Genomic DNA, 23,886 nt, shown 5'->3' on the forward strand with positions numbered 1-23,886 from the left:
AGATCAGGCGGCCGACTCGATGAGTTCGGGCCCGTTGTTGCGCACGTTGCCGACCGCACGTCCGACGACGCGGTCGTCGAGGGACTCCGCGACCCGCGGCGCGGCGTCGATGGCGGCATCGAGGACGTCGCCGACGTTCTCGGTGGTGGGATCGAGCCAGGCCTCCGCGTGCGCCTCGTCGACGAACAGCGGCATGCGGTCGTGGATGGAGCCGAGCCGGCCGACCGCGTCGCGGGTGAGGATCGTGAAGCTCAGCATCCACCGGGCAGGGTCGGTGTCGGTACGCGCCGGGTCGCGCCACCACTCGTAGAGGCCCGCCAGCAGAAGCGGCTCGTCACCCTGGGGATGGATGAAGTGGGGTGTCTTGCCCTCGGGCGTCGTCTTCCATTCGTAGTAGCCGGATGTCGGAACGATCGCACGGCGCTTCTCGAGCGCGCTGCGGAACATGGGCTTGTCTTCGACCTCTTCGGATCGGGCGTTGAAGGCGCGCGCGCCGATCGAGGGGTCTTTCGCCCATCCCGGGACCAGCCCCCATCGGGCCGCCTCGAGGCGACGGGTGGGCGGCTCGGTCTTGATCGAGTCGAGCACGATCGCCACCCGATCGGTCGGGGCGACGTTGTAGGAGGGCTCGGGCAGGTCGTCGGCCACGGTGTCGACGTCGAGGAACTCCGCAAAATCTGCCGCCGTACTGGTGGAGAGAAACGTTCGATCCTGCACTATTCGGCGCGCAGCGTCGGATACTCGGACCATGTCCCGCCGGCTCTGCCGCGTCGTAGCGACGCAGTGATCGTGTTCACCCCGATGGTGTCCGCGACTACCGATGCGGAGAGAGTCTGGGCGAGCAGGTCGAGACGTGTCGAGCGCGCGGTAAGAGCTGGGAGCCCGATCGCGCGGAAGCAGTGGAGCACGTAGGCAGGAGTGATGGGCTGACCAGGGTGCAGGCCCTCGAAGACCCACTCGGACTCGCCGTTAGCGAATCCCCGTCTGGACCGGGTGGCAAGATGCTCGATAACGAGGTTCGCGAGTTGTCGGGGAAGGACAACGGGCGTGGTTGCGAATTGGACAGCAACGGCAACCCCGTCCACGACGACATGGTCGCGGGTCAAGCTCGCGACTCGAACCACTTGCTGTGCGAAGAGCAGAACGAATAGACCGATGATGCGGATCGTGAGTTCGATGCTCGTGTCGGTGAGGAGCCGTTCGGTGAGTGCCCAGATCTCCTCCTCGTCTTGAAGACTTGGGACAGGAGGATGTGACCGTCTGTCAATGCGAACAGCGGGCGCGGTGCCGCGTGTCATGGCCCATCGGAGGAACGGATGCACGATCTCGGGAGACGAGTTCTCAACGGCGTAGTGATCGATCGTTTGCTGACCGAGTGCTTCGAGGGTTGTGCCGTGCTGTTCAAGCCAGGAGAGGAATGCGGCGATCTTCCTCAGTTCGCTGCGTCGCGCGTCGTAAGAACCGCGACTCATGGCGTTGCCGCCTGCTCGCCGTTGGACCGTGGGGAGAACATGCCAGCGGTAGTACTGGCGGATGAGCGAACCGTGTGTGGCTGGGAGCGAGGCGGCGAACTCATGGACGAATGCGCCGAGGTTGCTCAGCAAGATGTCGACGGGCGGCAGCACACCGCTCTCCACGAGTATGCGGCGCAGGTAGGTAACTCGCCGGCTGGGCGCGAGGGAAAGCAAGGCATCGTGGGAGAGTTCGATCCTTCCCTTCGACATGTCGCTGAGTGCCTGGCCGATGGGTTCCTGTCGCAGCCAGCGGACCACCGACCGAGGGTCAAGTTCCGCCGAAGTCAGAAAGATGTGCAAGGCATCGAAGGGCGGTTTGATGACCCCGTCACCGTCGGCGAGTAGGTCTTGGAGGCGCTCGTCGAGGCGGCAACGTCCGCAGTGCGAGCCGGTCAGGAGCTCCTCGCTGCCGCAGCGTTCGCACCCAAATCGTCCGGGTTGACCTGCGCATCCGGCGCAGATGGCTCGTCCGAAGTCGTCGAGGAAGGCGAGAACTCTCGTGTCATCGCAGCCGGGGCAAGTACCCGGGTGGCGACGGAGGCGAGAATAGCAAGCGTTGCAGATGTGCCCGCCGAGGAGCTGGTATCGCGCCGCGACGTGGCGGTGGCAGCGGTCGCATCGTTCGCCGTCCCGCGGCGCGATCACGTGTTGCTCGTCGGGTCCGGCCGTCGGATGCGCGCGCGGACGGGCCGTAGGTCTCCGATCTGCTGCTGCCCGCCGGGCCGCGCCTGGTTGACGGCCACTGGTGCGGTTGCGGCGGCGGTCTTCACGACGATGAGATCGCTCGGGGAGCAGTCGAAGATCCGGCAGAGTGCAGCGAACACCTCGATGTTGAGCCGCTCGGGTATGCGCGTGACGAGCCGGAACACCTGCTCGCGGGACAGCTGCACGCCCTGTGCCTTGAGCGGAGCGATCAGATCGGTCGTCTGGAACATCCCTTCTTGCGCCATCAGGGTGCGGAGCTTCCATTCGATATGCGCGCTCTGTTGTTCAGTGTTCACTCTGTTCTCCGTAGATTCTCGAGAGCGCCTGTGCCAGCACGCGGTTCTTGTAGTCATCGCCGACGGACGTGTAGATCGCGGTCGTGGATGCGTAGGCGTGGCCGACTTGGTCCTGCACGAACTTCTCGCTGTAGCCCCACTCGATGAGGTTCGTGACGTAGGTGTGGCGCAGGGCGTGCAGGGTCAGCTCCGGAGGGAGCCCGACTTGCTCGCGGAGCTCGGCGAATCGCAGATCCAGGTACCGGACGGACACTCGTGTGCGGCGCTCCGTCGGCCAGAGAGTTTCCATCTCCCAGTCTCCGAGCATGCGCGAGCGGGCGACCTCGGCCCATTGCGCGAGACCTTCGACGGCCCAGTCGAACTCCGGCACGGTGAGCACAGTCCGTCGGCGCGGACCCGAGCCGCGGGTGCCCTTGCCCCAGCGCACGTTGAGCGCACCGTACGTTCCGAAGCGGGGCGCGGATGCATTGGGCCGGAGGTCAGCGATATCGAGTCCGACGACTTCGGCGCGGCGCAGACCGTATGCGTAGATCGTCTTGAAGATCTGCGTGTCGCGGAGTGCGGCGAAGCTTCCCTTCTTCCCTGCCCGGATGATCGAGTCGACACGAGCATCCGCGGCGTCGAAGAAGCGCTCGAGCTCGTCGCTGCTCAAGGCCCGTCGTTGCGGACGCCCCTCATATTCGACGAGGTGCGCAATCGTGTTCCAGTCGCTGCAGATCTGTTGCGGAGCCGCCCCGAAACGCGCGTCGCACGTGGCAGTCCAGCCGTAGCTGGCGTCAATGAGGTACTCGCAGAACAGTCGGATCGTGATCTGGTAGCCGCGGATTGTTGCTTTCGTGTTGGCGCGAGCCCCGCTCATCGCACTAACCGTGAACTCTTCGAGATCACCGGGCCGCCACTCCCACGGATAGGTGCCGCAGAACTCCTGAAACCGCTGGAGGATGCGGACCCGCGGCCGCACGGTGTTCTCCCGCAGTCCGCGACTGAGTTGCTGATCGACCCACCCGTCGACCATGTGCTGAAACACATAGGCGGGTTCGTCGAGCGGCACGACGTTCGCACCGAGCTGGATCAGCGCACGAGGTCGCTTCGGATCGAGTGACACGAGCCAAGTGTTGCAGTTGATGACACAATGATGCAACACATCAGACGAAGCATTGTGATGTACCGATCGAAGTCGGTGCGATGATTGGCAGCATGAAGGGCAGATGGCGGAAGATGGGCGTTGCGCTCGTTGCTATCGCCACGGTCGTGTCCACGACGGCGTGCACCTCGGTGTCGAGCTCCTCCACGCAGGCCGCCTCTTGCTCGCAGCTGCTCGCGGGGGCGATCGCATACGAGCGATCCGGCACGGGCGACATCGACTCCACCATGCAAACTTTGAGCGACAGCTGCTCCGACGAGTACGAGATTGCTGTCGACTACCTCTCCAACTCCGCCGACAGCGCGTTCAGCATCGACTCCTGCGATGAGCTCATCGGCTACGGGGTGAGGGAGGAGTCGGTTGCGCTTCTCGAGCAGGATGGACGGTGCAGCTTCGGTCAGGCCGAGGCTGCGGCCGACCCGGAGTGGCCGGACGGCGGCCTCGGATGGGATCACGCACGGGAGCATGCGGGAACCGTGCAACGCGTGTGCGGCCCGCTCATGAGCGTGAGAGACACTGACGACGGCACCTTCGTCAACGTTGGACGGGACTATCCTTCCGCCGATCGGTTCACGTTCATCTTCTGGGACATTTACCTCGAACCGATCGAAACCGGCGCCACCGTTTGCGGGAGCGGCGAGATCTACCTCTACGAGGGCGTCGTCGCTCAGATGGAGATGCGGGATCCAGGTGCGCTTGAGATCTGGCCCTAGCCAGCAACGCGATCTCGCGATGCATCGGTTGACGTTGTGGATGAGCACAATCAGCACAGCTCGCGACCGGTGAAGGCTGCGGATTCTGAGGAGCCGATAGGCTCGCACCATGAGCTGCGGGGGGCTGCCAGAGAGTTGGCGGAAAGCGCTAGGAGCGCGCTTGTTCGGTAGTGCCCAGCTCGACCTGCTCTACGACGGCCTGGACCGAGTGCTCTCGCCACCGCCTCCAGGAGGGGCCTGGTCGTTCGCCGCCCCTGACCGAGGACTCGTCTTCAGAGCCCTTCACTTGACATCGCCCGACGAGGTCCGCGTGGTGATTCTCGGGCAGGATCCATACCCGCAGGCTCACCCTGATCCCAACCCGTCGCGGCGCGGAGTCGCCGACGGGCTGGCGTTCTCTTCCGCCGGTCTGTGGCCGCAGCCGTCCCTGGCTCCGTTGCTCTGGAACCTGCGGCGAAGCGGCTTGCAGACAGCGGCTCCGTGCGGCGCCGATCTTGAGGTGTGGGCAAGGCGTGGCGTGCTCCTGCTGAACGCATCGCTCGTCTACACCGATGCGCCCATCGATCTATCCCTCCAGAACTCACTTCGCGACTTCTCCCGTGCAGTGCTTGCGCATTGCGCGGCACTTGCAGTGCGGCCCGCCTTTCTTGTCCTTGGCGGCGATGCCTGGAAGGTAGCCAAGCCGGTTCTCGGCAACTTGCCTCCGGAACAGGTAGTCCGGACCAAGCATCCGAGCCGGCCACCGTGGCCCGGTCCGCGCGACCCAGCTGAGCCATTCGTTGCTATCAACACGTTCCTTGGACCGCGTCATGTGGATTGGAGTGTCAGTTGAGCACGGACTCGGTGCGACCGGCCTCGAAGCAGTGGTGGCGACGCCCGTGGGTGTGGATTGTCGCCGCGATCGGTGTGGCGATCGTGATCTCGAACGCGCTCACGTTCCCCGCCGGCAGATACGAATGCATCTGGCAGGGAGAACGACCTGAGGGTGTGCTTGGTGACGGCGAACTCGTTGTGATCGTCGGGCAGTGGCCAGGCACCTATCCGCTGGATGCTCGCGTATACACGACGACGCAGGGGATGGTCCACATCGACTCGGAGTGGACTCACGCTCATTCAACTTATGCGCGTGAGTTCGAGGCCATGTTCCCCTCGCAGGGTGGCCGCTATCAGGCGCACTGCGAGCTTCCGTAGCCCGCGCGAGGGACCAGCGGGCGCACTGCTTGGCACTGGTTCCGCTCATGAGAAGCCGCATCATCGTTCGCTCGGGCACTCTCCAATGAACCCCAGGTAGCAGACAGCTTCGTGAGACCGCTCTGGGACGTCAACGACCCGCTCACTCTTCGTGTTCTCGCGAATCGAGAGGCGCCCCGATTGCACGAGCCCGCTGACTTCGCTGATTCCGTCGCGAGCGGCGTCACTCTTCATCTCCTGGATTACGTCGTAGTACTGTTCGCAGAGCTCCCTCGACGACGCATCGTGGGTGCGTTGGGCGCAGGCGAAGTTCCACTGATCCGTGTACTCATCGATGCAGTCCCAGTAGTTCTGCCCGACGTAACAGACGTCTTTGTCGTCGAGGGTGACGTGCCACGTCCCGTCCGGTACCTGAACAGTGCGCGCGACTTCCTCTTGGTCGGTCTTCGTCCAGTGCTGCGCGGTCGCGATAGCGAACACAAGAGCGCCAACGACGATCGCAACCGCGGAGAGCGCGATGGTCACCGGAATCCACCATCTAGCGGTCCGTCGCCGCTCGTCCACCGGAGATGCTTCCGGTAGTGATGCAGATGCGCGCGGCTCGGCTGTTGCTCCCCCCTCCGCGGCGAAACGCCATGCGTTCACGTCGGAGTCTTCGAGTCCGTTCTCTGCCAACCACCGCGTATAGGCGACTGCCGCCGTTGCATCCCGCAATAGGGAGGGGCGTTCCGAATCAGTCACAACCGTCAGAGTATCGGCTCATTGCCGACTGATCGTCGTCGCGATGCGGAGTCAAGGCCTATCGGTCACGGCGACCGCTGCGAGATCTTTCGTGACGGAACCGGACGACACCATCGCGGCGTCGAGTAGCTCATATGGTGGTGCAACGCTCTGCAACCAATCGACGGCCAAGTCGGGCGGGATCAGCACTGGCATCCGGTCATGAAACTCCGAAAGAGACGCCACCGCGGGCTGCATGAGAATCGAGTAGCAAGTGAACGATGCGCCGTCGCTTGTACGTCCACGCTGCGTGACGGCCGCGAGGCCGAGGAGCTCATGACTATCGAGGCCGAAGCTGTACCAAGTACGACTCGGCTTCTGCATCTCGAACCAACGAGTGGCGGGCACGATGGCACGCCCAGTCAGCGCCGTGGGGCGCTGAAGCACGCGCTCGGATCTCGTGTTGATCGACGGGAACTTGGCCGGCTCGCCGTCGACGAGATAGCCCCACCACCCGAGCTCGAGCGCAGGAGCACCATCCCGCGCCACGAAGATGGGATTCAGGTTCCGCAGATTCTTGCCAGTCGGGCGCAACGTCTCGTTCGCGTTCCGCTCCGCCCAAGCCCGGAGACTCCGTAGCAGTTCACCATCGAGCACTTCGACGAAGTCGTCATCCTCGAATCGGGGGTCCAGCCCGTAGCTCGCGCACATGCGCCCCAGCGTAGACGCCGCTGCGGACACAGCGAGTTGCCGACGGCTGGACTATACTTCGTATGTACGCGGTTCACACCGGAGGTGGTTCATGGGACTCGACGCAGTGTTCACGCTCAAGCTCGATGAGGGGCTGCGCGACGACTTCATGGCCGAGGCCGCCGCGGCGCACCGCCCCGCATCCCAGGTCGCGCGCGAGTTGATGCGGGAGTACGTCGAGAGCCAGCGCCGCGCCCGCGAGTACGAGGCGTTCCTCGCGGAGAAGGTGTCTGCGGCGCGAGCGTCGCTGCGGGCCGGTGAGGGTATCGACAACGCCGAGGTCGACGCCAAGTACGCCGCCCGTCGCGCCTCCGCGGCATGAGGGTCGTCTGGTCACCGCAGGCGCTCGACGACCGCGACGCGATCTGGGCGTACATCGCCGCAGACAACCCGTCGGCCGCGATCCGCGTCGACGCCGATCTCGCCGACGCCATCGGCGGGCTGGGCGACTACCCCGAGCTGGGGAGGCCCGGCCTGATCCCCGGCACGCGCGAGCTCTTCCCGATCCACAGCTACCGGATCGTCTACGAACTCAGCGACGACAAGGTGCAGATCCTGGCGATCGTCCACACCTCGCGGCTCTGGCCGCGGTAGGCGGCACAGGTTGCATCAAGCCCGAACAATTCGCGCTTCCCGGGCCACGACGAATCGTCCGCACATGCTGCCCAGCGTACGCGGGGCCGCCGACATCGCGGCAGCGGGGTCAGGCGAGGCCCACCTCTTCGAGTCGGCGCAGCAGCCCCGCCCCGTCGGAGGCCGTCACCCAGGGGGCGCTCGATCCGCTGTGGTCATCGACCGCCGTGCGTCCGCCGGCGAGCACTGCCTCGGCCGCGGAGAGTCGACGGATGGCCACGCCCGCGACCTGATCGGGGTACTCCCGGGCGAACTCGGTGTAGATGGCGTCGTCGTGCTGGCCGTCGTCGCCGATGAGAAGCCACCTGACCTGCGGGAACTCGCGCGCCAGCCGCCGCAGATTCGCCTCCTTGTGCGCGCGGCCGCTGCGGAACCAGCGATCGTGCGTCGGCCCCCAGTCTGTGAGAAGCATCGCTCCCGTGGGGAAGAGGTGGCGGGAGAGGAAGCGGGTCAGGGTCGGCGCGATGTTCCACGCCCCCGTGGAGAGGTAGATCATGGGCGACGCGGGATGATCGCGCACCAGCCGCTCGAGCAGCACCGCCATGCCGGGAACGGGCAGACGCGCATGCTCGTCGACGACGAACGAGTTCCATGCCGCGATCAGGGGTCGGGGCAGGGTGGTGACCATGACGGTGTCGTCGATGTCGGACACCACGCCGAAGCGGACGTCGGAGGCGACGATGAACACGCGGGTCTCGACGGCAGGCCCGCCCTCGACGGAGAGGTGCACGCTCTGCCATCCGGGTTCGAGGTCGGCCTCGATGACGGTGTCGACCACGCCGCCACGGTCGGCGACGACGTCGACCGTGCGGTCGCCGACGGTCACCGAGACCTGCGCGAAGCCGACGGGGATGCCCACGAAGCTGCGCCATCCGCGCACGCTCTCGAACTCGCCCGACGCGGTGCGCTGGGGAGGCCGCACGATCAGGACCCGTCCGGCGACCCGGACCCAGCTCTCGCCGCCGTACCCCGGAAACGGTGTTACCGAGGCGGTCATCCCGCGCCTGCGCGCACGGCGCTCGCGCCAGGCATGGAAGCGCCGCTCGAGGCGCGCGAACCAGAGGATCTTCGCGGGGGTCTCGGGAGCCTGTGCTGACGTGGGCATCGCCCTCAGTCTTCCACGTCCACCCGGGGCTCGTCGTCGTGCAGGTGGCGCCGCTCGATCCGCTCGATGAACTTCTTGCCCGCGAACGCCAGCAGAAGGAAGAGGACGATGATGCCGACGAAGATGTATCCCGCGAAGTGCACGGTGTCGGCGAGCTCGCGATACGTGCCCGCCGCGGCGGCCGCGACCGAGACGTACAACGTCGCCCACAGGACGCAGGCCGGGGCCGTCCAGGCGAGGAATCTCCCGTAGCGGAACCCGCTCATCCCCACCGTCAGCGGCACGAGCGAGTGCAGCACCGGCAGGAAGCGGGAGAGGAAGATGGCGGGTCCGCCTCGACGGCGCAGGTACCGCTCGGAGCGCGCCCAGTTCGCCTCGCCCAGGCGCCGGCCCAGGCGCGAGACCCGGATCTTGGGACCGAGCCAGCGCCCCAGCCAGAAGCCGATGCTCTCGCCCACGAGCGCGCCGATGACGACGGCGATGCCCAGCAGCACGCCCTCGAGAGGACTGCCCACCGCGGTCGCCGCGACGATGACGATCGTGTCGCCGGGAACGATGAGTCCGACCAGGATGCTCGTCTCGAGCATGACCGCGACACCTGCGAGCAGCGTGCGGGCGACGGCGTCGACCTCCTGCACTCCGTCGAGCAGCCACGTGAGGAACTCGTTCACTCTTCGAGCCTAGGGTGCTGCCCTCGTCAGTAGCCTGGGAACGTGTCCCACGTCCTCGTCGCCGAGCCGATAGACCGCGCCCCCGACGCGGTGCGCCTGTTCGCGGCGATCGAGCGACAGCATCCCGATGTGTTCTGGCTCGAGGGGGCTGCCCCCGGCGGCACCGGGTGGAGCGTGATCGGAATCGGCGCCCGGCGGGCCGCGATCGACGATCTGCGGGCGGTGCCGCTCGCCCAGGCGCCCGTTCCCGGCGCGGCGACTGTGAGCGACCCCTGGCCGGCGGGACCCTTCCGAGGGGGCTGGGTGGGCTGGTTCGCCTACGAGGACGGCGCCGCCCGCACCGGTGCCCCCGTGCACACCGAGAGCGCCGCAGGGGCGAGCGCGTTCGTCGAGGCGGGATGCTGGGTGTCGATCCGGCACGCCGACGGTGCCGCGTGGGCGGTCGCAGCCCCCGACACGGTCGGGGAGTGGGCAGACGAGGTGGCACGGATGCTCGCCGCCGAACCAGCGCGCCCGCCCGCGCCCGCCGCGCCCCGCGCCGCGGTGTCGCGGCATGCGCCCGACGAGTACGCCGCACTGATCGGACGGTGCCGCGACGCCATCCGCCGCGGTGACGCGTATCAGCTGTGCCTGACGACACGATTCGAGGTCGAGACCGGGGAGCGTCCCACCGACGTGTATCGCCGCCTGCGCGGGGGGAGCCCCGCACCCCACGGCGGATTCGTGCGGATCGGGGACGTGAGTCTGCTCAGCGCGAGTCCCGAGGAGTTCGTGACGGTGCGGTCGGGCATCGTCCGCACACGCCCTATCAAGGGCACCCGCCCGCGGGCGGCCGACCCCGCCGCCGACGCCGCCCTGGCGGAAGAACTCCTGGCGAGCGAGAAGGAACGTGCGGAGAACGTCATGATCGTCGACCTCATGCGCAACGACCTCGCGCGCCTGTGCGAGATCGGCACCGTGCGCGTGGATGCGCTGCTCGCGATCGAGTCGTACCCGCATGTGCACCAGCTGGTCAGCACGGTGTCGGGGCATCTGCGCCGCGGGGCTGTGCTCGGCGACCTCGTCGACAGGGCGTTCCCGGCCGGATCGATGACGGGAGCGCCCAAGCTCTCGGCGATGGGCATCCTGCACGCACTCGAGGGCGCTCCGCGCGGGGTCTACGCCGGATGCTTCGGCTGGGTGGGTGCGGACGGGACGGTCGAGCTGGCGATGGTGATCCGCACGATCGTCATGAGCGCGGGCCGCGCCGTCGTCGGCGCCGGGGGAGGGATCACGTGGTCCTCCGTCGCCGCCGAAGAGGTGCGAGAGGTGGGGGTGAAGGCGCGAGCCCCGCTTGCGGTGCTGGGGGCGACGCTTCCCCCCGGCTGGTGAGATCGGCCGTCCGGTAACCTGGAAAGAGCGCCTTCGCGCACCACCACCCCCCGCACGATTGGTTCTCCGTGTCTCAAATGGCTTCCACTGACACCGCGTACGCCGACGGCCGGCCGTACGACCCCGCCGCGATCCAGGCGAAGTGGCAGGCGGCGTGGGCCAGCGAAGATCCGTTCCGCGCCGGCGGCGACGCCGACACGCGGCCCCGCAAGTACGTGCTCGGCATGTTCCCCTATCCCTCCGGCGACATGCACATGGGTCACGCGGAGAACTACGCCTACGTCGACGTCGTGGCGCGGTTCTGGCGTCACCGCGGCTACAACGTGCTCAATCCGATCGGCTGGGATTCGTTCGGCCTGCCCGCCGAGAACGCGGCCATCCAGCGCGGGGCCGACCCCCGCGAGTGGACCTACGCCAACATCGAGCAGCAGAAGACGAGCCTGAAGTCCTTCGGCACCTCGTACGACTGGAGCCGGGTGCTGCACACCAGTGACCCGGAGTACTACCGCTGGAACCAGTGGCTGTTCCTGCAGCTGCACGAGCGGGGCCTGGCGTACCGCAAGGAGAGCCCTGTCAACTGGTGCCCGAACGACCAGACGGTGCTCGCCAACGAGCAGGTCGTCGACGGTCGCTGCGAGCGCTGCGGCCACGAGGTGGTCAAGAAGAAGCTCACGCAGTGGTATCTGCGCATCACCGACTACGCCGACCGCCTGCTCGATGACCTCAACCAGCTCGAGGGATTCTGGCCGCAGAAGGTCATCCAGATGCAGCGCAACTGGATCGGTCGCTCGGTCGGGGCCGACATCGATTTCGAGATCGAGGGGCACCCCGACAAGGTCACCGTCTTCTCCACCCGGCCCGACACGCTGTACGGGGCGACCTTCTTCGTCGTCGCGCCCGACTCCGACCTCGCCGCCGAGCTCGCCGCCGGGGCGGACGCGGATGTGCAGGCGCGGTTCCAGCAGTACCTCGAGGGCGTGCAGCGCTCGACCGACATCGAGCGGCAGAGCACGGATCGGCCCAAGACGGGCGTCTTCCTGGGGCGGTACGCGATCAACCCGGTCAACGGCGTCCGCCTGCCGATCTGGGCTGCCGACTATGTTCTGGCCGACTACGGCCACGGTGCCGTCATGGCCGTGCCCGCCCACGATCAGCGCGACCTCGACTTCGCGCGCGCGTTCGACCTGCCGGTGACGGTGGTCGTCGACACCACGGCACCGATCACGGGCGCGATCCCGGTGATCGAGCTCGACGAGAACGGCGATCCGATCGATCCGGGCGACGACGGCGATGCGCTGGCCGACATCGACCCCGCGCGCACGGGAGTGGCTCTGACGGGCGAGGGGCGGATGATCAACTCGGGCCCGCTCGATGGCCTGTCCAAGCGCACCGCGATCGCCCGCATCATCGACCAGCTCGAAAGCACCGGCACCGGCCGCGCGGCCAAGTCATACCGCCTTCGGGACTGGCTGATCTCGCGGCAGCGGTTCTGGGGCACACCGATCCCCATGATCCACACCGCTGACGGGCGGGTCGTCCCCGTGCCCGCCGACGAGCTGCCGGTGCGCCTGCCGCAGGTCGACGGCCTGGATCTCACACCCAAGGGCACGTCCCCGCTCGGTGCGGCCGCCTCCTGGGTGCAGACCGTCGATCCGACGACGGGTGAGCCGGCGCTGCGCGACGCCGACACGATGGACACATTCGTCGACAGCTCGTGGTACTTCCTGCGCTTCCTGTCCCCGAACGCCACGGGCGAGGCGTTCTCGCCGCGCGAGGCGTCGCGCTGGGCCCCGGTCGATTCATACATCGGCGGGGTGGAGCATGCCATCCTCCACCTGCTGTACGCGCGGTTCCTGACCAAGGTGCTCTTCGACATGGGCCTGATCGATTTCACCGAGCCGTTCTCGACCCTCATCAATCAGGGCATGGTGCTGCTCGGCGGTTCGAAGATGTCCAAGAGCAAGGGCAACCTCGTCGAGTTCGCGGCGAGCATGCAGTCGCCGGGCGCCGACGCCGTGCGCGTGGCCATCGCCTTCGCGGGCCCCGTCGAGGACGATATCGAGTGGGAGGATGTCTCGACCACCGGTGCGCAGAAGTTCCTGGCGCGCGCGTGGCGCATCGCCCACGATGTCGTCAGCGAGCCCGACGTGATCTGGGCCGAGGGTGACCCGGCGCTGCGCCGGGTCACCCACCGCCTGCTCGCCGACGCACCCGGCCTGGTCGAGCAGACCAAGTTCAACGTCGTGATCGCCCGCCTGATGGAGCTCGTCAACGCGACCCGCAAGGCGATCGACTCGGGTGCGGGGCCCGCCGACCCCGCCGTGCGCGAGTCGGCCGAGGTCATCGCGATGGTGCTCGATCTCTTCGCCCCGCACACGGCCGAAGAGATGTGGGAGATGCTCGGGTACGAGCCTTTCGTCGGACTCGTGCCGTGGCGCCAGCCCGACCCGACTCTACTGGTCGAGGAGAACGTGACCGCCGTCGTGCAGATCGACGGCAAGGTGCGGGCGACGCTCGACGTGCCCGCTCGCATCGGTGCCGACGAGCTCGAGTCCCTGGCCCGCGGTGACGCGCGTGTGGTCCGCTCGCTCGGCGACCGGGCGATCGCGAAGGTCATCGTGCGCGCGCCCAAGGTCGTCTCGATCTCCACGCGTCCCGCCTGACCTCTCCTCCCCAGCCGGTCCCTCGCGGACGGGATGCCGGCATCCGTGCGACGCGTCGCGGCCGTCATCGACCCCGCCCCTAGCGTGGGGCGATGCCCGCCGAGCCGCCCACCGTGCTCCCCGACGCATCGATCCCCGACGCAGGGCCGGCCTACCGGCGCGCGCCCGCGAGGGTGCGGCTGACGGTCGGCGCCGTCCTCGTCGTCATCGTGCTGGCGCTGGGTGCGACCGTCGCGGTGGCGGTCCTCCGCTCCTCGACGGCGGCTCCCGAGACGATCGCGCCGACCGCCCCCGCGGCGCGCGTCGATCCCGCCGCGCTATACGTGCACGTCTCGGGTGCCGTCCGCGAACCCGGGCTCTACCGGCTCGACGGGAGTGCGCGCGTCGTCGACGCGATCGCCGCCGCCGCGGGGTTCGCCGATGATGCGGATCGAGACGCCGTCAACCTCGCGCGGGCGCTGAGCGATGGCGAGCAGCTCGTCGTCCCGGTCGAAGGCGCGAACGAGCTCGGCGTCGTTCCCGGAGCGGGCGGGTCGGTCTCCGCCCCAGCCGACGGGCTCATCGATCTGAACACCGCCGATCTCGCGTCGCTCGACACGCTTCCGCGCGTGGGACCCGCCATCGCCCAGCGCATCATCGACTGGCGCGAGACGAACGGCCGTTTCACGAGCGTCGAGGACCTGCTCGCCGTGCCGGGCATCGGAGACAAGATGCTCGAGAGCCTGCGCCCGCTGGTGCGGGTATGACCGCCGAGACCCGTGTGCCCGCCGTCGGGGCGATTCTGACCGCTGCCGCGGGCGTCTGGACGACGGCGCTCGTGGTGATCCATGTCCCGGCGCCGGCGGGGATCGCCTGTCTGTCGGCCTTCACGGCGGCGCTGCTGCTGAGCGGGTTGCTGTTGCGCCGCGCGGGTCGCCGGCGGTCCCTGCTCGCGACGACCGCCATCGTGCTCGCGCTCGCGGGGGCCGTCGCCGGACACGTCGCCCTCGCCGAACCCGCACGGGCGCGCGCGGGCGACCTCGCCGTCGACGGCGGGCGCGCGCTCTCGGTCTCCGGCGTCGTCTCCTCGAAGATCGAGCGCTCGGCCGTGGGCCTGCGGTTCGACCTCGACGCGCACTCCGTGCACACGGGCCCCGTCATGCAGACCATCGCCGCGCCGGTCACCGTCCGCGTGGCCCCGGGCGACGTGCTCGCGGGGCTGGACCTCGGCAGCGAGGTCGTCGTCACGGGCACGGCGCGCGCGGCGGATGCGGGCGACCGATCGGTGCTGGTCGTCTTCGCGTCGCGCGGGGTCGAGGTGCGGCATCCCCCACCCACTCTGCTGTCGGAGGCGGCGGCGTTGCGGCAGGGGTTCCTCGCGGTCGCGGCGACCCTGCCCGGGGCGGGCGGCGACCTCCTGCCGGGGCTCGCGGTCGGCGACACGTCGGCGGTCACCGACGACCTGGATGCCTCGATGAAGGCGAGCTCGCTCAGCCACCTCACCGCGGTCTCGGGCGCGAACTGCGCCATCGTCGTCGCGCTGGCCTACGCCGCGGCATCGGCGTGCCGGCTGCCGCGGCCCGCACGCATCGCGACCGCGCTGGTCTGCCTCGGCGGCTTCGTCGTTCTGGTCACCCCCGAGCCCAGCGTGCTGCGCGCCGCCACGATGGCGGCGATCGCCCTCATCGCGCTCGCTCTCGATCGCCCCGTCCGAGGAATGGGGGTGCTCGCGGTCGCCGTCATCGTCGCGCTCATCGCCGATCCGTGGCTCGCCGCGACGCTGGGGTTCGCGCTCTCGGTCGCCGCGACGGCGGGCCTGCTGCTGCTCACGCGGCCGCTCACCCGCGGCCTCGCGCGTATCATGCCGGGCGCGGTCGCCGCGGCCGTGGCCGTTCCGCTGGCTGCCCAGCTCGCGTGCGGGCCGCTGCTCATCCTCATCGACCCGGCGGTGCCGCTGTACGGCGTCGTGGCGAACATGATCGCCGGGCCCGCGGCCCCCGCCGCCACGGTGCTCGGTCTCGCGGCGTGCCTGGTGCAGATGCTGCCGCCCGTGGCGCAGGCTCTCGCCTGGGTCGCGTGGGTCCCCGCGGCCTGGATCGCGGGCGTCGCCGAGACGTTCGCGGTGCTGCCCGGGGCTCGCGCGCCGTGGCTCGAGGGAATCGGTGGGGCACTCGCCCTGCTCGCGGCGGGAGCGGCGGTCGCACTGGTGCTCGGCACGGGCGGCGCGCGGTGGCGGGTGCCCCGGGTGGCCTCGGCGCTGGCCCTTGCCGCGCTTCTCGGGGCCGGAGCGGGTCATGCCGTGCTCTCCGGGCCGCTCTCGACGCTGAGAGCACCGCAGACGTGGAGCATCGCGCAGTGCGATGTGGGGCAGGGGGATGCCGTCCTCGTGCGCTCCGGCGACGTGACGATGCTCGTCGACACCGGTCCGGAGCCCGACGCGCTGCACGCCTGCCTGTCGACGCTCGGGATCGCGAGCGTCGACCTCTTGGTGCTGACGCACTTCGACGCCGACCATGTCGGCGCCGCCGACATCCTGCGCGGGCGGGTGGGCACAGTCATGCACGGACCGGCGGCGGATGCCGAGGCCGACGCCGTCCTGCGACGGCTGGCGGGGGGAGGTGCACACCTGGTGGCGGGCACAGCCGGGATGACGGGCACGGTCGGCGCGGAGCGCTGGCGCGTGCATTGGCCGCGCGCGGCCGGCGCGGGGTTCGACGCCGGCAACGACTCGAGTGTCGTCCTCGAGATCGGCGCGGCCGGGGGTGCAGTGCCGCGCACCCTGCTGCTCGGGGACCTCTCCGAATCCGCGCAGCGGGCGCTGATGGCGCAAGGCTCGGTCCGGGGCGCCTTCGACGTCGTCAAGGTCGCCCATCACGGCAGCGCGGACCAGGCTCCGGAGCTCTACCGCACCCTCGATGCCCGCGTCGCCCTCATCGGCGTCGGCGCAGACAACGACTACGGGCATCCACGTGCGACGTTGCTGACGATGCTGTCCGATGAGGGGATGTCCATCGGACGCAGCGACACCGACGGCCTCGTGCTCGTCGGCAGCGAGGAGGGCGAGCTGCGCGTGTGGCGACAGCATCCCCGCGGCTGATGTCGGCGCGCTCGTTAGGCTGTTGCCATGGCCACGAAACCCCGTCGCGCGCCCGCCAGACCGGCGGCGCGCAGCAGCATCCCGCAGCTGTCGTGGCGACGCCCCGAGCCCGCGCCGCTCGTGTTGGTGTCGGGTCCCGAAGAGGTTTGCGCCGAGCGGGCGATCGCCGGGCTGCGCGACTATCTCAAAGCCGAAGACCCCTCCCTCGAGGTCACCGACGTACGCGCCGATGCCTACGCCCCCGGCACACTGCTGGCGGTCTCGTCCCCGTCACTGTTCGGTGAGCCCCGCCTGGTGCGCATCTCGGGCGTCGAGAGGTGCACGGACGAGTTCCTCGCCGAGGCGCTGTCCTATCTCGCCCAGCCGCAGGAGGGCGCGACGATCGTCCTGCGTCACACGGGAGCGAGCGTGCGGGGCAAGAAGCTGCTCGAGGCGATCCGCGGGGGCCAGGGCGGTGGCGTCGAGATCGCGTGTCCCGCCGTCAAGCGCGATTCCGACCGGTTCGACTTCGCGGCGGGCGAGTTCCAGGCGGCGGGGCGTCGCATCGCCCCGCCGGCATTGCGCGCGCTCACATCGGCCTTCGCCGACGACCTCACCGAGCTCGCCGCGGCGTGCCAGCAGCTCATCGCCGATGTCGACGGCGACATCACCGAGCAGATCGTCCGGCGCTACTACGGCGGGCGCGTCGAGACATCCGCCTTCACGGTCGCCGACACGGCGATCGCGGGGCGTTACGGCGAGGCTTTGGTCGCCCTCCGCCACGCCCTCGCTTCCGGCTCGGATCCGGTGCCGATGGTCGCCGCGATCGCGATGAAGCTGCGGGGCATGGCGCGGGTGGCGGGAACGAGGGAGTCCTCCGCGCAGCTCGCGGCGCGCCTGGGCATGAAGGACTGGCAGGTCGATCGAGCCCGGCGCGACCTGATCGGGTGGAACGACGATCAGCTGGGCATCGCCATTCAGGCCGCGGCACGCGCCGACGCCGAAGTCAAGGGCGCCTCGCGCGATCCGGTGTTCGCGCTCGAGCGTCTCGTGACCGTCATCGCCACGCGGGCGCCGTTCGCATCGTGATCGCGCCGCGGACCGCGCCCGCCCTCAACGACGAAGGTCCGCCACCCGGCAGGGGAGCGGACCTTCGTCGTCGAGCGGGGTGCGTCAGAGCGACGAAACCTGCTTGGCGATCGCCGACTTGCGGTTCGCGGCCTGGTTGCTGTGGATGACGCCCTTGCTGACGGCCTTGTCGAGCTTCTTGGTCGCGGTGCCGAGAGCGGTCTCGGCGGCGGCCTTGTCGCCCGCGGCGACGGCCTCGCGGGTGCGACGCACGGCGGTGCGCAGCTCGCTCTTGACGGCCTTGTTGCGCTCGTGCGCCTTCTCGTTGGTCTTGTTGCGCTTGATCTGCGACTTGATGTTTGCCACGTGTCGGGGTCTTTCCGTTAGGTGTCTGCCTGGATGAAATGCCGACGGCGAGAGAGGGATGCCGAACGGCGGTCGTGAGGGGAGTGAGACCCACACGCAAGCCAATCAAAGAGTCTAGCAGGTCGACGGCTCGGCGCCCGCGCGCGCCCGGGCAGGGTCGGTGTCGGGGGCAGGGGCGGCGCCGACGGTGGCGATCGCGAGATCGAGGACCGCGTTGAACACGCGCGGCCGCATGGCGGTGACGAGGTGGCTGGTGCGGGGAACCACGATGAGCTCGGCATGCGGGACGAGACGCTGGAACAGTCGCTCATTCGCGCGCAGCTGGTCGAACTGACCGTTCACGAACCAGGTCGGCACACGGATGTGCCGCAGGGCGTGCATGAGGTCGAGCATCGACAGCGAGCGCAGCGCGATGTCCTGCGCGTCGAACGCGTACCCGCCGGCGCCGAAGTCGGATCGGGTCTCATCCGGCAGGGTCCGGGCCAGGACCATCTCCGTGAGCCGCATGCCGCGATCGGGCAGGCTGTCGAAGCGTCTCGCCAGCGCGCGGTAGGTGGCAAGCCCTACGCCCCGGGGGATCGCCGTGCAGGAGGCGGCGACGAAGGCCGCGACGGGCGGCGGGTCGGGCGCGCCGACATACTCGCAGCTGATCAGCCCGCCCATCGAATGCGCTGCCAGCACGACGGGACCGCGTTCGGCTGCCGTGCGCACGGCCGTGTCGATGGTCTCGAACGCACCCTCGAGCGTGAAGGTCTCGCCCATGCGGGTTCCGTGCCCCGGAAGATCGATCGCGGTCGCCGCGATGTCGCGACCGTCCAGGTGCGCACGCTGGGCCCGCCACATCGTCGCCGAGGTGCGGATCCCGTGCACGAGGACGACCTGAACAGCCATACGTCCAGCCTAACTTTCGCCGGTGCAGCGGGCCCCGACGCGGAGCGGCCCCCGCCCGACGCGGGCGAGGGCCGATCCGGCGGAGCGGTTCTTAGAAGAGCACGCGCACACCGACCGTGCGGCTGGTCGACCCCTCGACCGCGCCCGGGTCAGCGGGTACGAACTCGGCCGTGTAGCGGTGTGTGCCTCGCGAGAGCCGGGGCAGCGTGGTGGCGGCCAACCCTGCGCGCGTGAGCGCCACCTCGGCGACGACACGGTCGCCTTCGCGGAACACGACCGTGCCCTCGGCGCGTCCCTCGGACTGCGAGACGTACGCGATGAGGCGCGAGTGCAGCAGGCCGTTGATGTGCACGGGCGGCAGGGCGACGAGCGTCGTGCGCGATGTGACCAGCGGGACGGGCTGCTCGATCGTGAGCGGGACCGTCACCGATGTGCCGCCGGCATCCGTCGTCAGAACCAGGGCCGAGGCGCCCGCTGCCGTGCCCGCGGGCACCGTGACGGCGACCGTGGCGGCCCCGGCCGTGACCGGCACCGTGGCGAGGGTCTGGCCGCCGAGGGTGACGGTCAGGGCGGTGACCTCGGGGGCGCCACGACTGGTCATGTTCACTCCCGAAACCGAGAACGACACCTCGGCGCCGGCCTCGACCGCGTCCGGCACACCCTGCACCGAAACCGCCTGCTTGGCGTAGGAGGGCTCGACGGGCGAGGAGTCGGCGAGGTAGTCCACCCATGCCTCGTAGTCCAGCAGGCCGGTGTCGACGTAGTCCGTGCCCTCGGTGAAGACGCGGAAGTTGTCGCCGCCCGTGGCCAGGAACGACAGCGTGCCGATCCGGTACTCGGCGTCGGGATCGAGCGGCTCGCCGTCGATCGTGACCGACGTGATCCGCGATCCCTCGGCGAGGTTCGGATCGTAGGTGTAGGTGACGTTGTCGGAGAGTCCCAGCTGCAGATAGGGCCGGCTCGGCACGTTGCCGGCCGCGTCCCGCTGCCACTGCTGCTCGAGCAGCGTCGTGAACTGCGCACCGGTGAGGGTGACGAGCGCCATCGTGTTGTTGAACGGCAGCACCGCGTTGGCCTGCGAGAACGAGACCGTTCCATCCGGCATGCCCGGCACCGCGGTCGCACCGAACTCCGCCTGCGTGTCGAACAGGTCGGCGCGCAGGCCCCCCGGATTGGTCACGCCGATCTGTGCACCGCCGGGCAGGGCGGAGAGCGAGTCGCGGATCGACGTGGCGACGAGGTTTCCGAGAGCCGATTCCGAGGCTCGGTCATCGCGCGTCCCACCCGTCCACACGCCGTCGACGAATGCGCCGCCGGAGTACGCCGTGGTGATGTCGTCCGAGACCTCTGCCACGGCGGTGTTGCCGATCTCGGCGGCGTCGGCGAGGGCCTGGGCGACGATCGCCTCCACCTCGGCGACGCGGGGGTATGCCGCGATCAGGTCGGCCGCCGGTGCGGTCGTGCGTGCGACGTTCTCCTGCGTGTGCGAGAGCACCGCTCCGGAGGACGCGTCCAGGGAGAGCGTGATCTTGCCGATCCGCGCCCCGTAAGAGCCCGTCTGGACGATCGGTCGGGTGCGGTCGGTGCCCGGAATCTCGGCGGACCACGCGTATTCCTTGTGTGTGTGGCCGGTGAAGATGGCGTCGACGTCGGCATCCGTGTCGTTCACGATGGCGGCGAACACGCCGCCGGCGGCCAGCTCCTGCTCGAGCGAGGATCCGTCGGGCGTTCCGGCGCCCGCGCCCTCGTGATACATCGCGACCAGCACATCGGCTTCGCCGTTGGACGACTCGCCGTCGCTGAGCTGCCCGGCCACCCGATTGACGGCGGCGACGGGATCACCGAAGTCGAGGTCGGTGATGCCCGCGGGGGAGACGAGTGCCGGAGTCTCCTCGGTGACGGCGCCGATGACGCCGACGGTCATGCCGTCGACCTCGATGAGCTCGTACTCCTGGAGTGCCGGCGTCTCGGTGCCGACCTCGTAGACGTTCGCGCCGAGGTGCCAGAAGTCCGCCTCGTCGGTCACCCGTCCGGTCAGATCGGCGAATCCGCGGTCGAACTCGTGGTTGCCCACCGCGGATGTCTGCAGGTCGAGCGCGTTCAGCACGTCGATCGTCGGCTGATCCTGCGCGACGGAGGAGGCGAAGAGCGACGCGCCGATGTTGTCGCCGGCGGAGAGGAACAGCGTCGGCCCCTCTGCCTGCGCGCGCAGCTGCTCGATCGTGCCGGCGAAGGCGACGGTGTTGGCGTCGATGCGACCGTGGAAGTCGTTGATGCCCAGGAGCGTCAACTCCACAGGAGCCGCTTCGGCGCTCAGGCCGACGATCACGGGGTCGTGGTCGGAGGAGCGGTAAGGCCCTTCTTCGTGGAAGAGCGTGCCGTGGTAGCCGTAGCGGCTGTACTCGAGCGCGACCGACTCGCCCGAGTTGATGTTCCAGATGTCGCCGCCGGTCGCGCGGGACAGTGCGGCGTCGTTGAGGAGGATGTGATCGAGCGAGCCGACCAGACCCGAGAAGGAGTAGCTCGAGGTGTCGATGTCGAAGGCCGCTTCGGCGCCGGTGTAGCCGGCCTCGTAGAGCACCTGGAGCGGATCCTCCTGGCCGTAGGAGTTGAAGTCTCCCGCCAGCAGCACGGCCTCGGTGTCGCCCTGGATCTCGGCGACCCAGTCGCGCAGCGCAGTCGCCTGACGCACGCGGGACTCGTTCGCGTTGCCCTGACCGTCGCCGGCATCGACGTCACCCGGCCACGGACCCGCCGAGCCCTTCGACTTGAAGTGGTTGACGACGAACAGGAACTCGGCGCCGCCGTCGGTGGGCGCGAAGACCTGCCCTATCGGCTCGCGTGCGTTCTGGAACGCCTCGCCGCTCTCGCTCTGGTCGCCGAGCGCGCGCGAGTCGCCGACGCGTTCGACGAGCGCGGGCTGGTAGATGATCGCGTTGGTGATGACGTCCTGACCGGATGCTGCGGGCAGCTCGTCCGAGGAGGGCACGAACGCCCATTTCTCGGTACCGGCGGCCGCGTTGAGGGCGTTCACGAGAGTCGCCGTCGCCTCGTCGACGCTCTCGCCGAGCGCCGCGGAGTTCTCGATCTCCATCAGACCCACGACCGCGGCATCCAGTGCCTCGATCGCATCGACGATCTTGGACTCCTGGCGCTCGAAGTCGGCATCCTCCCAGGCCCCGCGCTGGTCGCATCCCTCGCGCACCGAGACGGGGTCGCCCGACGGATCGGTGTAGGGCACGCACGTCGCGCCCTCGTCGCCGAGGGTGGTGAAGTAGTTGAGCACGTTGAACGAGGCCACGCTGACATCGCCTCCCACCGCCGCGGGGGCGGAGGTGCGGGTGTTCTCGAACGTCACGCCGTCGGCGCCGCTGCCGTCCGCGGTGAGCGCGCTCGTGGGGTTGAGCTTCCACGACCCGTTGCGCCAGTCCACGATCACGGGCTCGGTGAAGGTCGCGGCCGCGCCGACGATCACCGGTTCGACGAGCGAGACGTAGGCCGGGGTCAGCGCGCTGTTGGCTCCGGAGAGGAAATTGATGGACGCGCCGTCATCGAGGATCACCGCACGTGCGGCGTTGTCGGCGGCGACGGCAGCGGCCTCGGGGGAGCCGGGGCGTGCGACGTCCGTGGGCTGGCGCAGCGGTGTGGTGCCGGCAGCGAGGCCGACCTCGCCGTACTGGTTCGTGCTGTAGGTGTTCGACACCGTGAACTCGCCCTGGGGAGCGATGAGCATCGATTCGAGGGCCTCGCGTTCGGCATCGGTCGTCGGCCAGCCGATGGTTGCGGGCAGCGGTGCGGGCGCGTCGGCGAGCACCGTGGCCGCGCCGGGTGCGACGGTCAGCTCGGTCAGGCCGTTGAATTCGCTCACGACGCCGGTCACGCGCACGGTGTCGCCCAGGGCGACCTCGCCCTCGGCCCCGGGTGCGTAGACGAAGACGGCGTCGGATGCCGTGTGCGCTGCGGCGTCGATCGCGCCGCCGGTGCCGGAGGTCTGGATGACGTAGCCGCGGAAACCGCCGGTGGGGTAATGCGCGGTGACGACACCCTCCGTGGTGACGGTCTGCCCGGCGAGAGGGGATTCGGCACCGGTGCCCTGGATCGCATCGATCGCCACGACCACGGGGTCCTGTGGCTCCTCGGGATCGACGGGCTCTTCCGGTTCTTCTGGCTCCTCCGGCGTCGTGCCGGACGCCATCGGGGTGGGCGCGCCGGCCGTGAAGTCCGCCGCGTTGTCGGCGGTGTTGGTGTGCGTCTCGTCCCGCGTCGCGCTGGTGCTGTTGTTCAGCGCGGGCGCCGCGCCGGATCCCGCGAAGTCGCTCGCCGAGCCATAGCCGACGTAGTCCACGACGCTCTCCGCAGTGCCGGCGACGCCGGTGGCGCCGCTCAAGGGCGTCGCCTCGGAGACCAGGGCCACCTTGCCCGACCCCGCGGCCATCGCGATCGACCCGGTGGCATCCGGCGTCGGCAGCGGGGTCGTCCCGCCCGAGCCCTGCGCGTGCTGCACCAGATAGAAGCCCCCGGGCTCGATCGAGCCCGTCAGGGCCGTCTGCTGCCAGCTGCCCCCCGCGGAGGAGGCGTACTGCACCGTCCAACCCTCGAGCGACACGGGCTGGTCTGTGACGTTGACCAGCTCGACGAAGTCGTTGGTGAACGTCGCGCCGGAGTTGCCCCCACCGCCGTAGACCTCGTTGATCACGACCGGGGCATCGGTGCTCACCGCGGCCTGCGCGGCGGGCGCGAGCCCCACCGCGGCGAATGCCGTCACCGCCGCGAGAGAGGCGGCGAGCGCGGCGCGACCCCGGAGCGCGGGCGCCAGGGTCGAGGCTGACGGGGAGGCAGGGGGTGTCTGCTGTGGCACGAGCGTCTCCGAAGCGGCACGGGCGCGACTCTGGGGAAGCCGCGCGGGGACCGACCGCACTCTGAGCATTCTTTGCAGTCCGGGCGCCGCGCAAGTGTCTTTATGGTTAACAAACTCTCATCGACTGTTTACATCCTGCAAGCTGGCGTGTCCCCGCATCCACGGTCTAAAG

General features: G+C 69.2%; 21 protein-coding genes. 10 read left to right on the forward strand and 11 right to left on the reverse strand.

Features of this window, described 5'->3' with window-relative positions:
- Nucleotides 1-3: 3 nt before the first annotated feature.
- The 4 genes from AB2L57_RS10850 to AB2L57_RS10865 form a co-directional block, all read right to left on the reverse strand.
- Nucleotides 4-717, reverse strand: a complete 714-nt coding sequence (locus AB2L57_RS10850) for an SOS response-associated peptidase (protein WP_409047082.1) — start codon at nucleotides 715-717, stop codon at nucleotides 4-6.
- The gene (locus tag AB2L57_RS10855; RefSeq protein WP_409047083.1) at nucleotides 717-1,772 is read right to left on the reverse strand and encodes a hypothetical protein; all 1,056 of its coding nucleotides are present in this window, start codon (nucleotides 1,770-1,772) and stop codon (nucleotides 717-719) included. Before AB2L57_RS10855 ends, AB2L57_RS10850 begins: the two co-directional genes overlap by 1 nt.
- A 383-nt stretch (nucleotides 1,773-2,155) precedes the next feature.
- Nucleotides 2,156-2,515: a helix-turn-helix domain-containing protein gene (locus tag AB2L57_RS10860; protein WP_409047084.1), complete on the reverse strand. Its 360-nt coding sequence runs from the start codon at nucleotides 2,513-2,515 to the stop codon at nucleotides 2,156-2,158.
- Nucleotides 2,505-3,620: a tyrosine-type recombinase/integrase gene (locus AB2L57_RS10865; protein WP_409047085.1), complete on the reverse strand. Its 1,116-nt coding sequence runs from the start codon at nucleotides 3,618-3,620 to the stop codon at nucleotides 2,505-2,507. Before AB2L57_RS10865 ends, AB2L57_RS10860 begins: the two co-directional genes overlap by 11 nt.
- A 92-nt stretch (nucleotides 3,621-3,712) precedes the next feature.
- On the opposite strand from AB2L57_RS10865, the gene AB2L57_RS10870 reads away from it, so the two are divergent.
- From AB2L57_RS10870 to AB2L57_RS10880, 3 genes are all read left to right on the forward strand, one after another.
- The gene (locus AB2L57_RS10870; RefSeq protein ID WP_409047086.1) at nucleotides 3,713-4,372 is read left to right on the forward strand and encodes a hypothetical protein; all 660 of its coding nucleotides are present in this window, start codon (nucleotides 3,713-3,715) and stop codon (nucleotides 4,370-4,372) included.
- Nucleotides 4,373-4,658: 286 nt separating this feature from the next.
- A complete protein-coding gene (locus AB2L57_RS10875) occupies nucleotides 4,659-5,204 on the forward strand; it encodes a uracil-DNA glycosylase family protein (protein WP_409047087.1) in 546 nt (181 codons plus the stop codon).
- Nucleotides 5,201-5,563, forward strand: a complete 363-nt coding sequence (locus tag AB2L57_RS10880) for a hypothetical protein (RefSeq protein WP_409047088.1) — start codon at nucleotides 5,201-5,203, stop codon at nucleotides 5,561-5,563. The genes AB2L57_RS10875 and AB2L57_RS10880 overlap by 4 nt, the downstream gene beginning before the upstream one ends.
- 60 nt (nucleotides 5,564-5,623) lie before the next feature.
- Here AB2L57_RS10880 and AB2L57_RS10885 read toward each other — a convergent pair whose 3' ends face one another.
- Together AB2L57_RS10885 and AB2L57_RS10890 are read right to left on the reverse strand one after the other, a co-directional pair.
- Nucleotides 5,624-6,088, reverse strand: coding sequence for a hypothetical protein (locus AB2L57_RS10885; protein WP_409047089.1), 465 nt, complete (start codon nucleotides 6,086-6,088; stop codon nucleotides 5,624-5,626).
- A 267-nt stretch (nucleotides 6,089-6,355) separates the two neighbouring features.
- Nucleotides 6,356-6,994: an SOS response-associated peptidase family protein gene (locus AB2L57_RS10890; RefSeq protein ID WP_409047090.1), complete on the reverse strand. Its 639-nt coding sequence runs from the start codon at nucleotides 6,992-6,994 to the stop codon at nucleotides 6,356-6,358.
- A gap of 91 nt (nucleotides 6,995-7,085) precedes the next feature.
- Here AB2L57_RS10890 and AB2L57_RS10895 point away from each other — a divergent pair, with 91 nt between their 5' ends.
- Complete coding sequence (locus tag AB2L57_RS10895) at nucleotides 7,086-7,355, forward strand: antitoxin of toxin-antitoxin stability system (protein WP_409047091.1); 270 nt, start codon at nucleotides 7,086-7,088, stop codon at nucleotides 7,353-7,355.
- On the forward strand, nucleotides 7,352-7,627 hold the full coding sequence (locus AB2L57_RS10900; RefSeq protein WP_409047092.1) for a type II toxin-antitoxin system RelE/ParE family toxin: 276 nt from the start codon (nucleotides 7,352-7,354) through the stop codon (nucleotides 7,625-7,627). Before AB2L57_RS10895 ends, AB2L57_RS10900 begins: the two co-directional genes overlap by 4 nt.
- Before the next feature lie 109 nt (nucleotides 7,628-7,736).
- On the opposite strand, the gene AB2L57_RS10905 is transcribed toward AB2L57_RS10900, so the two are convergent.
- Nucleotides 7,737-8,771 carry an App1 family protein gene (locus AB2L57_RS10905; protein WP_292812189.1) on the reverse strand — a complete coding sequence of 345 codons (1,035 nt, stop codon included), beginning with the start codon at nucleotides 8,769-8,771 and terminating at the stop codon, nucleotides 7,737-7,739.
- Nucleotides 8,772-8,776: 5 nt separating this feature from the next.
- Nucleotides 8,777-9,442 carry a DedA family protein gene (locus tag AB2L57_RS10910; protein WP_292812187.1) on the reverse strand — a complete coding sequence of 222 codons (666 nt, stop codon included), beginning with the start codon at nucleotides 9,440-9,442 and terminating at the stop codon, nucleotides 8,777-8,779.
- Nucleotides 9,443-9,484: 42 nt separating this feature from the next.
- Here AB2L57_RS10910 and pabB point away from each other — a divergent pair, with 42 nt between their 5' ends.
- From pabB to holA, 5 genes are all read left to right on the forward strand, one after another.
- The gene (gene pabB, locus AB2L57_RS10915; protein ID WP_292812185.1) at nucleotides 9,485-10,813 is read left to right on the forward strand and encodes an aminodeoxychorismate synthase component I; all 1,329 of its coding nucleotides are present in this window, start codon (nucleotides 9,485-9,487) and stop codon (nucleotides 10,811-10,813) included.
- Between the two features lie 77 nt (nucleotides 10,814-10,890).
- Nucleotides 10,891-13,476, forward strand: a complete 2,586-nt coding sequence (gene leuS, locus AB2L57_RS10920) for a leucine--tRNA ligase (RefSeq protein WP_292812183.1) — start codon at nucleotides 10,891-10,893, stop codon at nucleotides 13,474-13,476.
- Between the two features lie 92 nt (nucleotides 13,477-13,568).
- A complete protein-coding gene (locus AB2L57_RS10925; RefSeq protein ID WP_292812181.1) occupies nucleotides 13,569-14,222 on the forward strand; it encodes a helix-hairpin-helix domain-containing protein in 654 nt (217 codons plus the stop codon).
- Entirely contained in the window at nucleotides 14,219-16,552 is a 2,334-nt protein-coding gene (locus tag AB2L57_RS10930; RefSeq protein WP_409047093.1) for a ComEC/Rec2 family competence protein, read from the forward strand. Before AB2L57_RS10925 ends, AB2L57_RS10930 begins: the two co-directional genes overlap by 4 nt.
- Nucleotides 16,553-16,579: 27 nt before the next feature.
- Entirely contained in the window at nucleotides 16,580-17,620 is a 1,041-nt protein-coding gene (holA, locus tag AB2L57_RS10935) for a DNA polymerase III subunit delta (RefSeq protein WP_292812177.1), read from the forward strand.
- A gap of 84 nt (nucleotides 17,621-17,704) precedes the next feature.
- Here the strand turns inward: holA and rpsT are convergent, their stop codons facing one another.
- The 3 genes from rpsT to AB2L57_RS10950 all read right to left on the reverse strand — a co-directional run bounded on the left by rpsT (nucleotide 17,705) and on the right by AB2L57_RS10950 (nucleotide 23,714).
- Nucleotides 17,705-17,965 (reverse strand): 30S ribosomal protein S20, encoded by a 261-nt coding sequence (gene rpsT, locus AB2L57_RS10940; RefSeq protein WP_292812175.1) that lies wholly within the window; start codon nucleotides 17,963-17,965, stop codon nucleotides 17,705-17,707.
- A gap of 114 nt (nucleotides 17,966-18,079) precedes the next feature.
- On the reverse strand, nucleotides 18,080-18,856 hold the full coding sequence (locus AB2L57_RS10945) for an alpha/beta fold hydrolase (RefSeq protein WP_409047094.1): 777 nt from the start codon (nucleotides 18,854-18,856) through the stop codon (nucleotides 18,080-18,082).
- A 91-nt stretch (nucleotides 18,857-18,947) separates the two neighbouring features.
- Complete coding sequence (locus AB2L57_RS10950; RefSeq protein ID WP_409047095.1) at nucleotides 18,948-23,714, reverse strand: ExeM/NucH family extracellular endonuclease; 4,767 nt, start codon at nucleotides 23,712-23,714, stop codon at nucleotides 18,948-18,950.
- Nucleotides 23,715-23,886: the final 172 nt, after the last annotated feature.

Origin of the sequence: Microbacterium sp. HA-8, from assembly GCF_046111165.1 — a bacterium.
Taxonomy (GTDB): domain Bacteria; phylum Actinomycetota; class Actinomycetes; order Actinomycetales; family Microbacteriaceae; genus Microbacterium.

Bases quoted from the DNA above. Each gene is read 5' to 3' on its own strand.
- AB2L57_RS10895 (WP_409047091.1), top strand. From the start codon at position 7,086: ATGGGACTCGACGCAGTGTTCACGCTCAAGCTCGATGAGGGGCTGCGC.
- holA (WP_292812177.1), top strand. From the start codon at position 16,580: ATGGCCACGAAACCCCGTCGCGCGCCCGCCAGACCGGCGGCGCGCAGC.
- AB2L57_RS10930 (WP_409047093.1), top strand. From the start codon at position 14,219: ATGACCGCCGAGACCCGTGTGCCCGCCGTCGGGGCGATTCTGACCGCT.
- AB2L57_RS10890 (WP_409047090.1), bottom strand. From the start codon at position 6,994: ATGTGCGCGAGCTACGGGCTGGACCCCCGATTCGAGGATGACGACTTC.
- AB2L57_RS10905 (WP_292812189.1), bottom strand. From the start codon at position 8,771: ATGCCCACGTCAGCACAGGCTCCCGAGACCCCCGCGAAGATCCTCTGG.
- AB2L57_RS10900 (WP_409047092.1), top strand. From the start codon at position 7,352: ATGAGGGTCGTCTGGTCACCGCAGGCGCTCGACGACCGCGACGCGATC.
- AB2L57_RS10925 (WP_292812181.1), top strand. From the start codon at position 13,569: ATGCCCGCCGAGCCGCCCACCGTGCTCCCCGACGCATCGATCCCCGAC.
- AB2L57_RS10945 (WP_409047094.1), bottom strand. From the start codon at position 18,856: ATGGCTGTTCAGGTCGTCCTCGTGCACGGGATCCGCACCTCGGCGACG.
- AB2L57_RS10870 (WP_409047086.1), top strand. From the start codon at position 3,713: ATGAAGGGCAGATGGCGGAAGATGGGCGTTGCGCTCGTTGCTATCGCC.
- leuS (WP_292812183.1), top strand. From the start codon at position 10,891: ATGGCTTCCACTGACACCGCGTACGCCGACGGCCGGCCGTACGACCCC.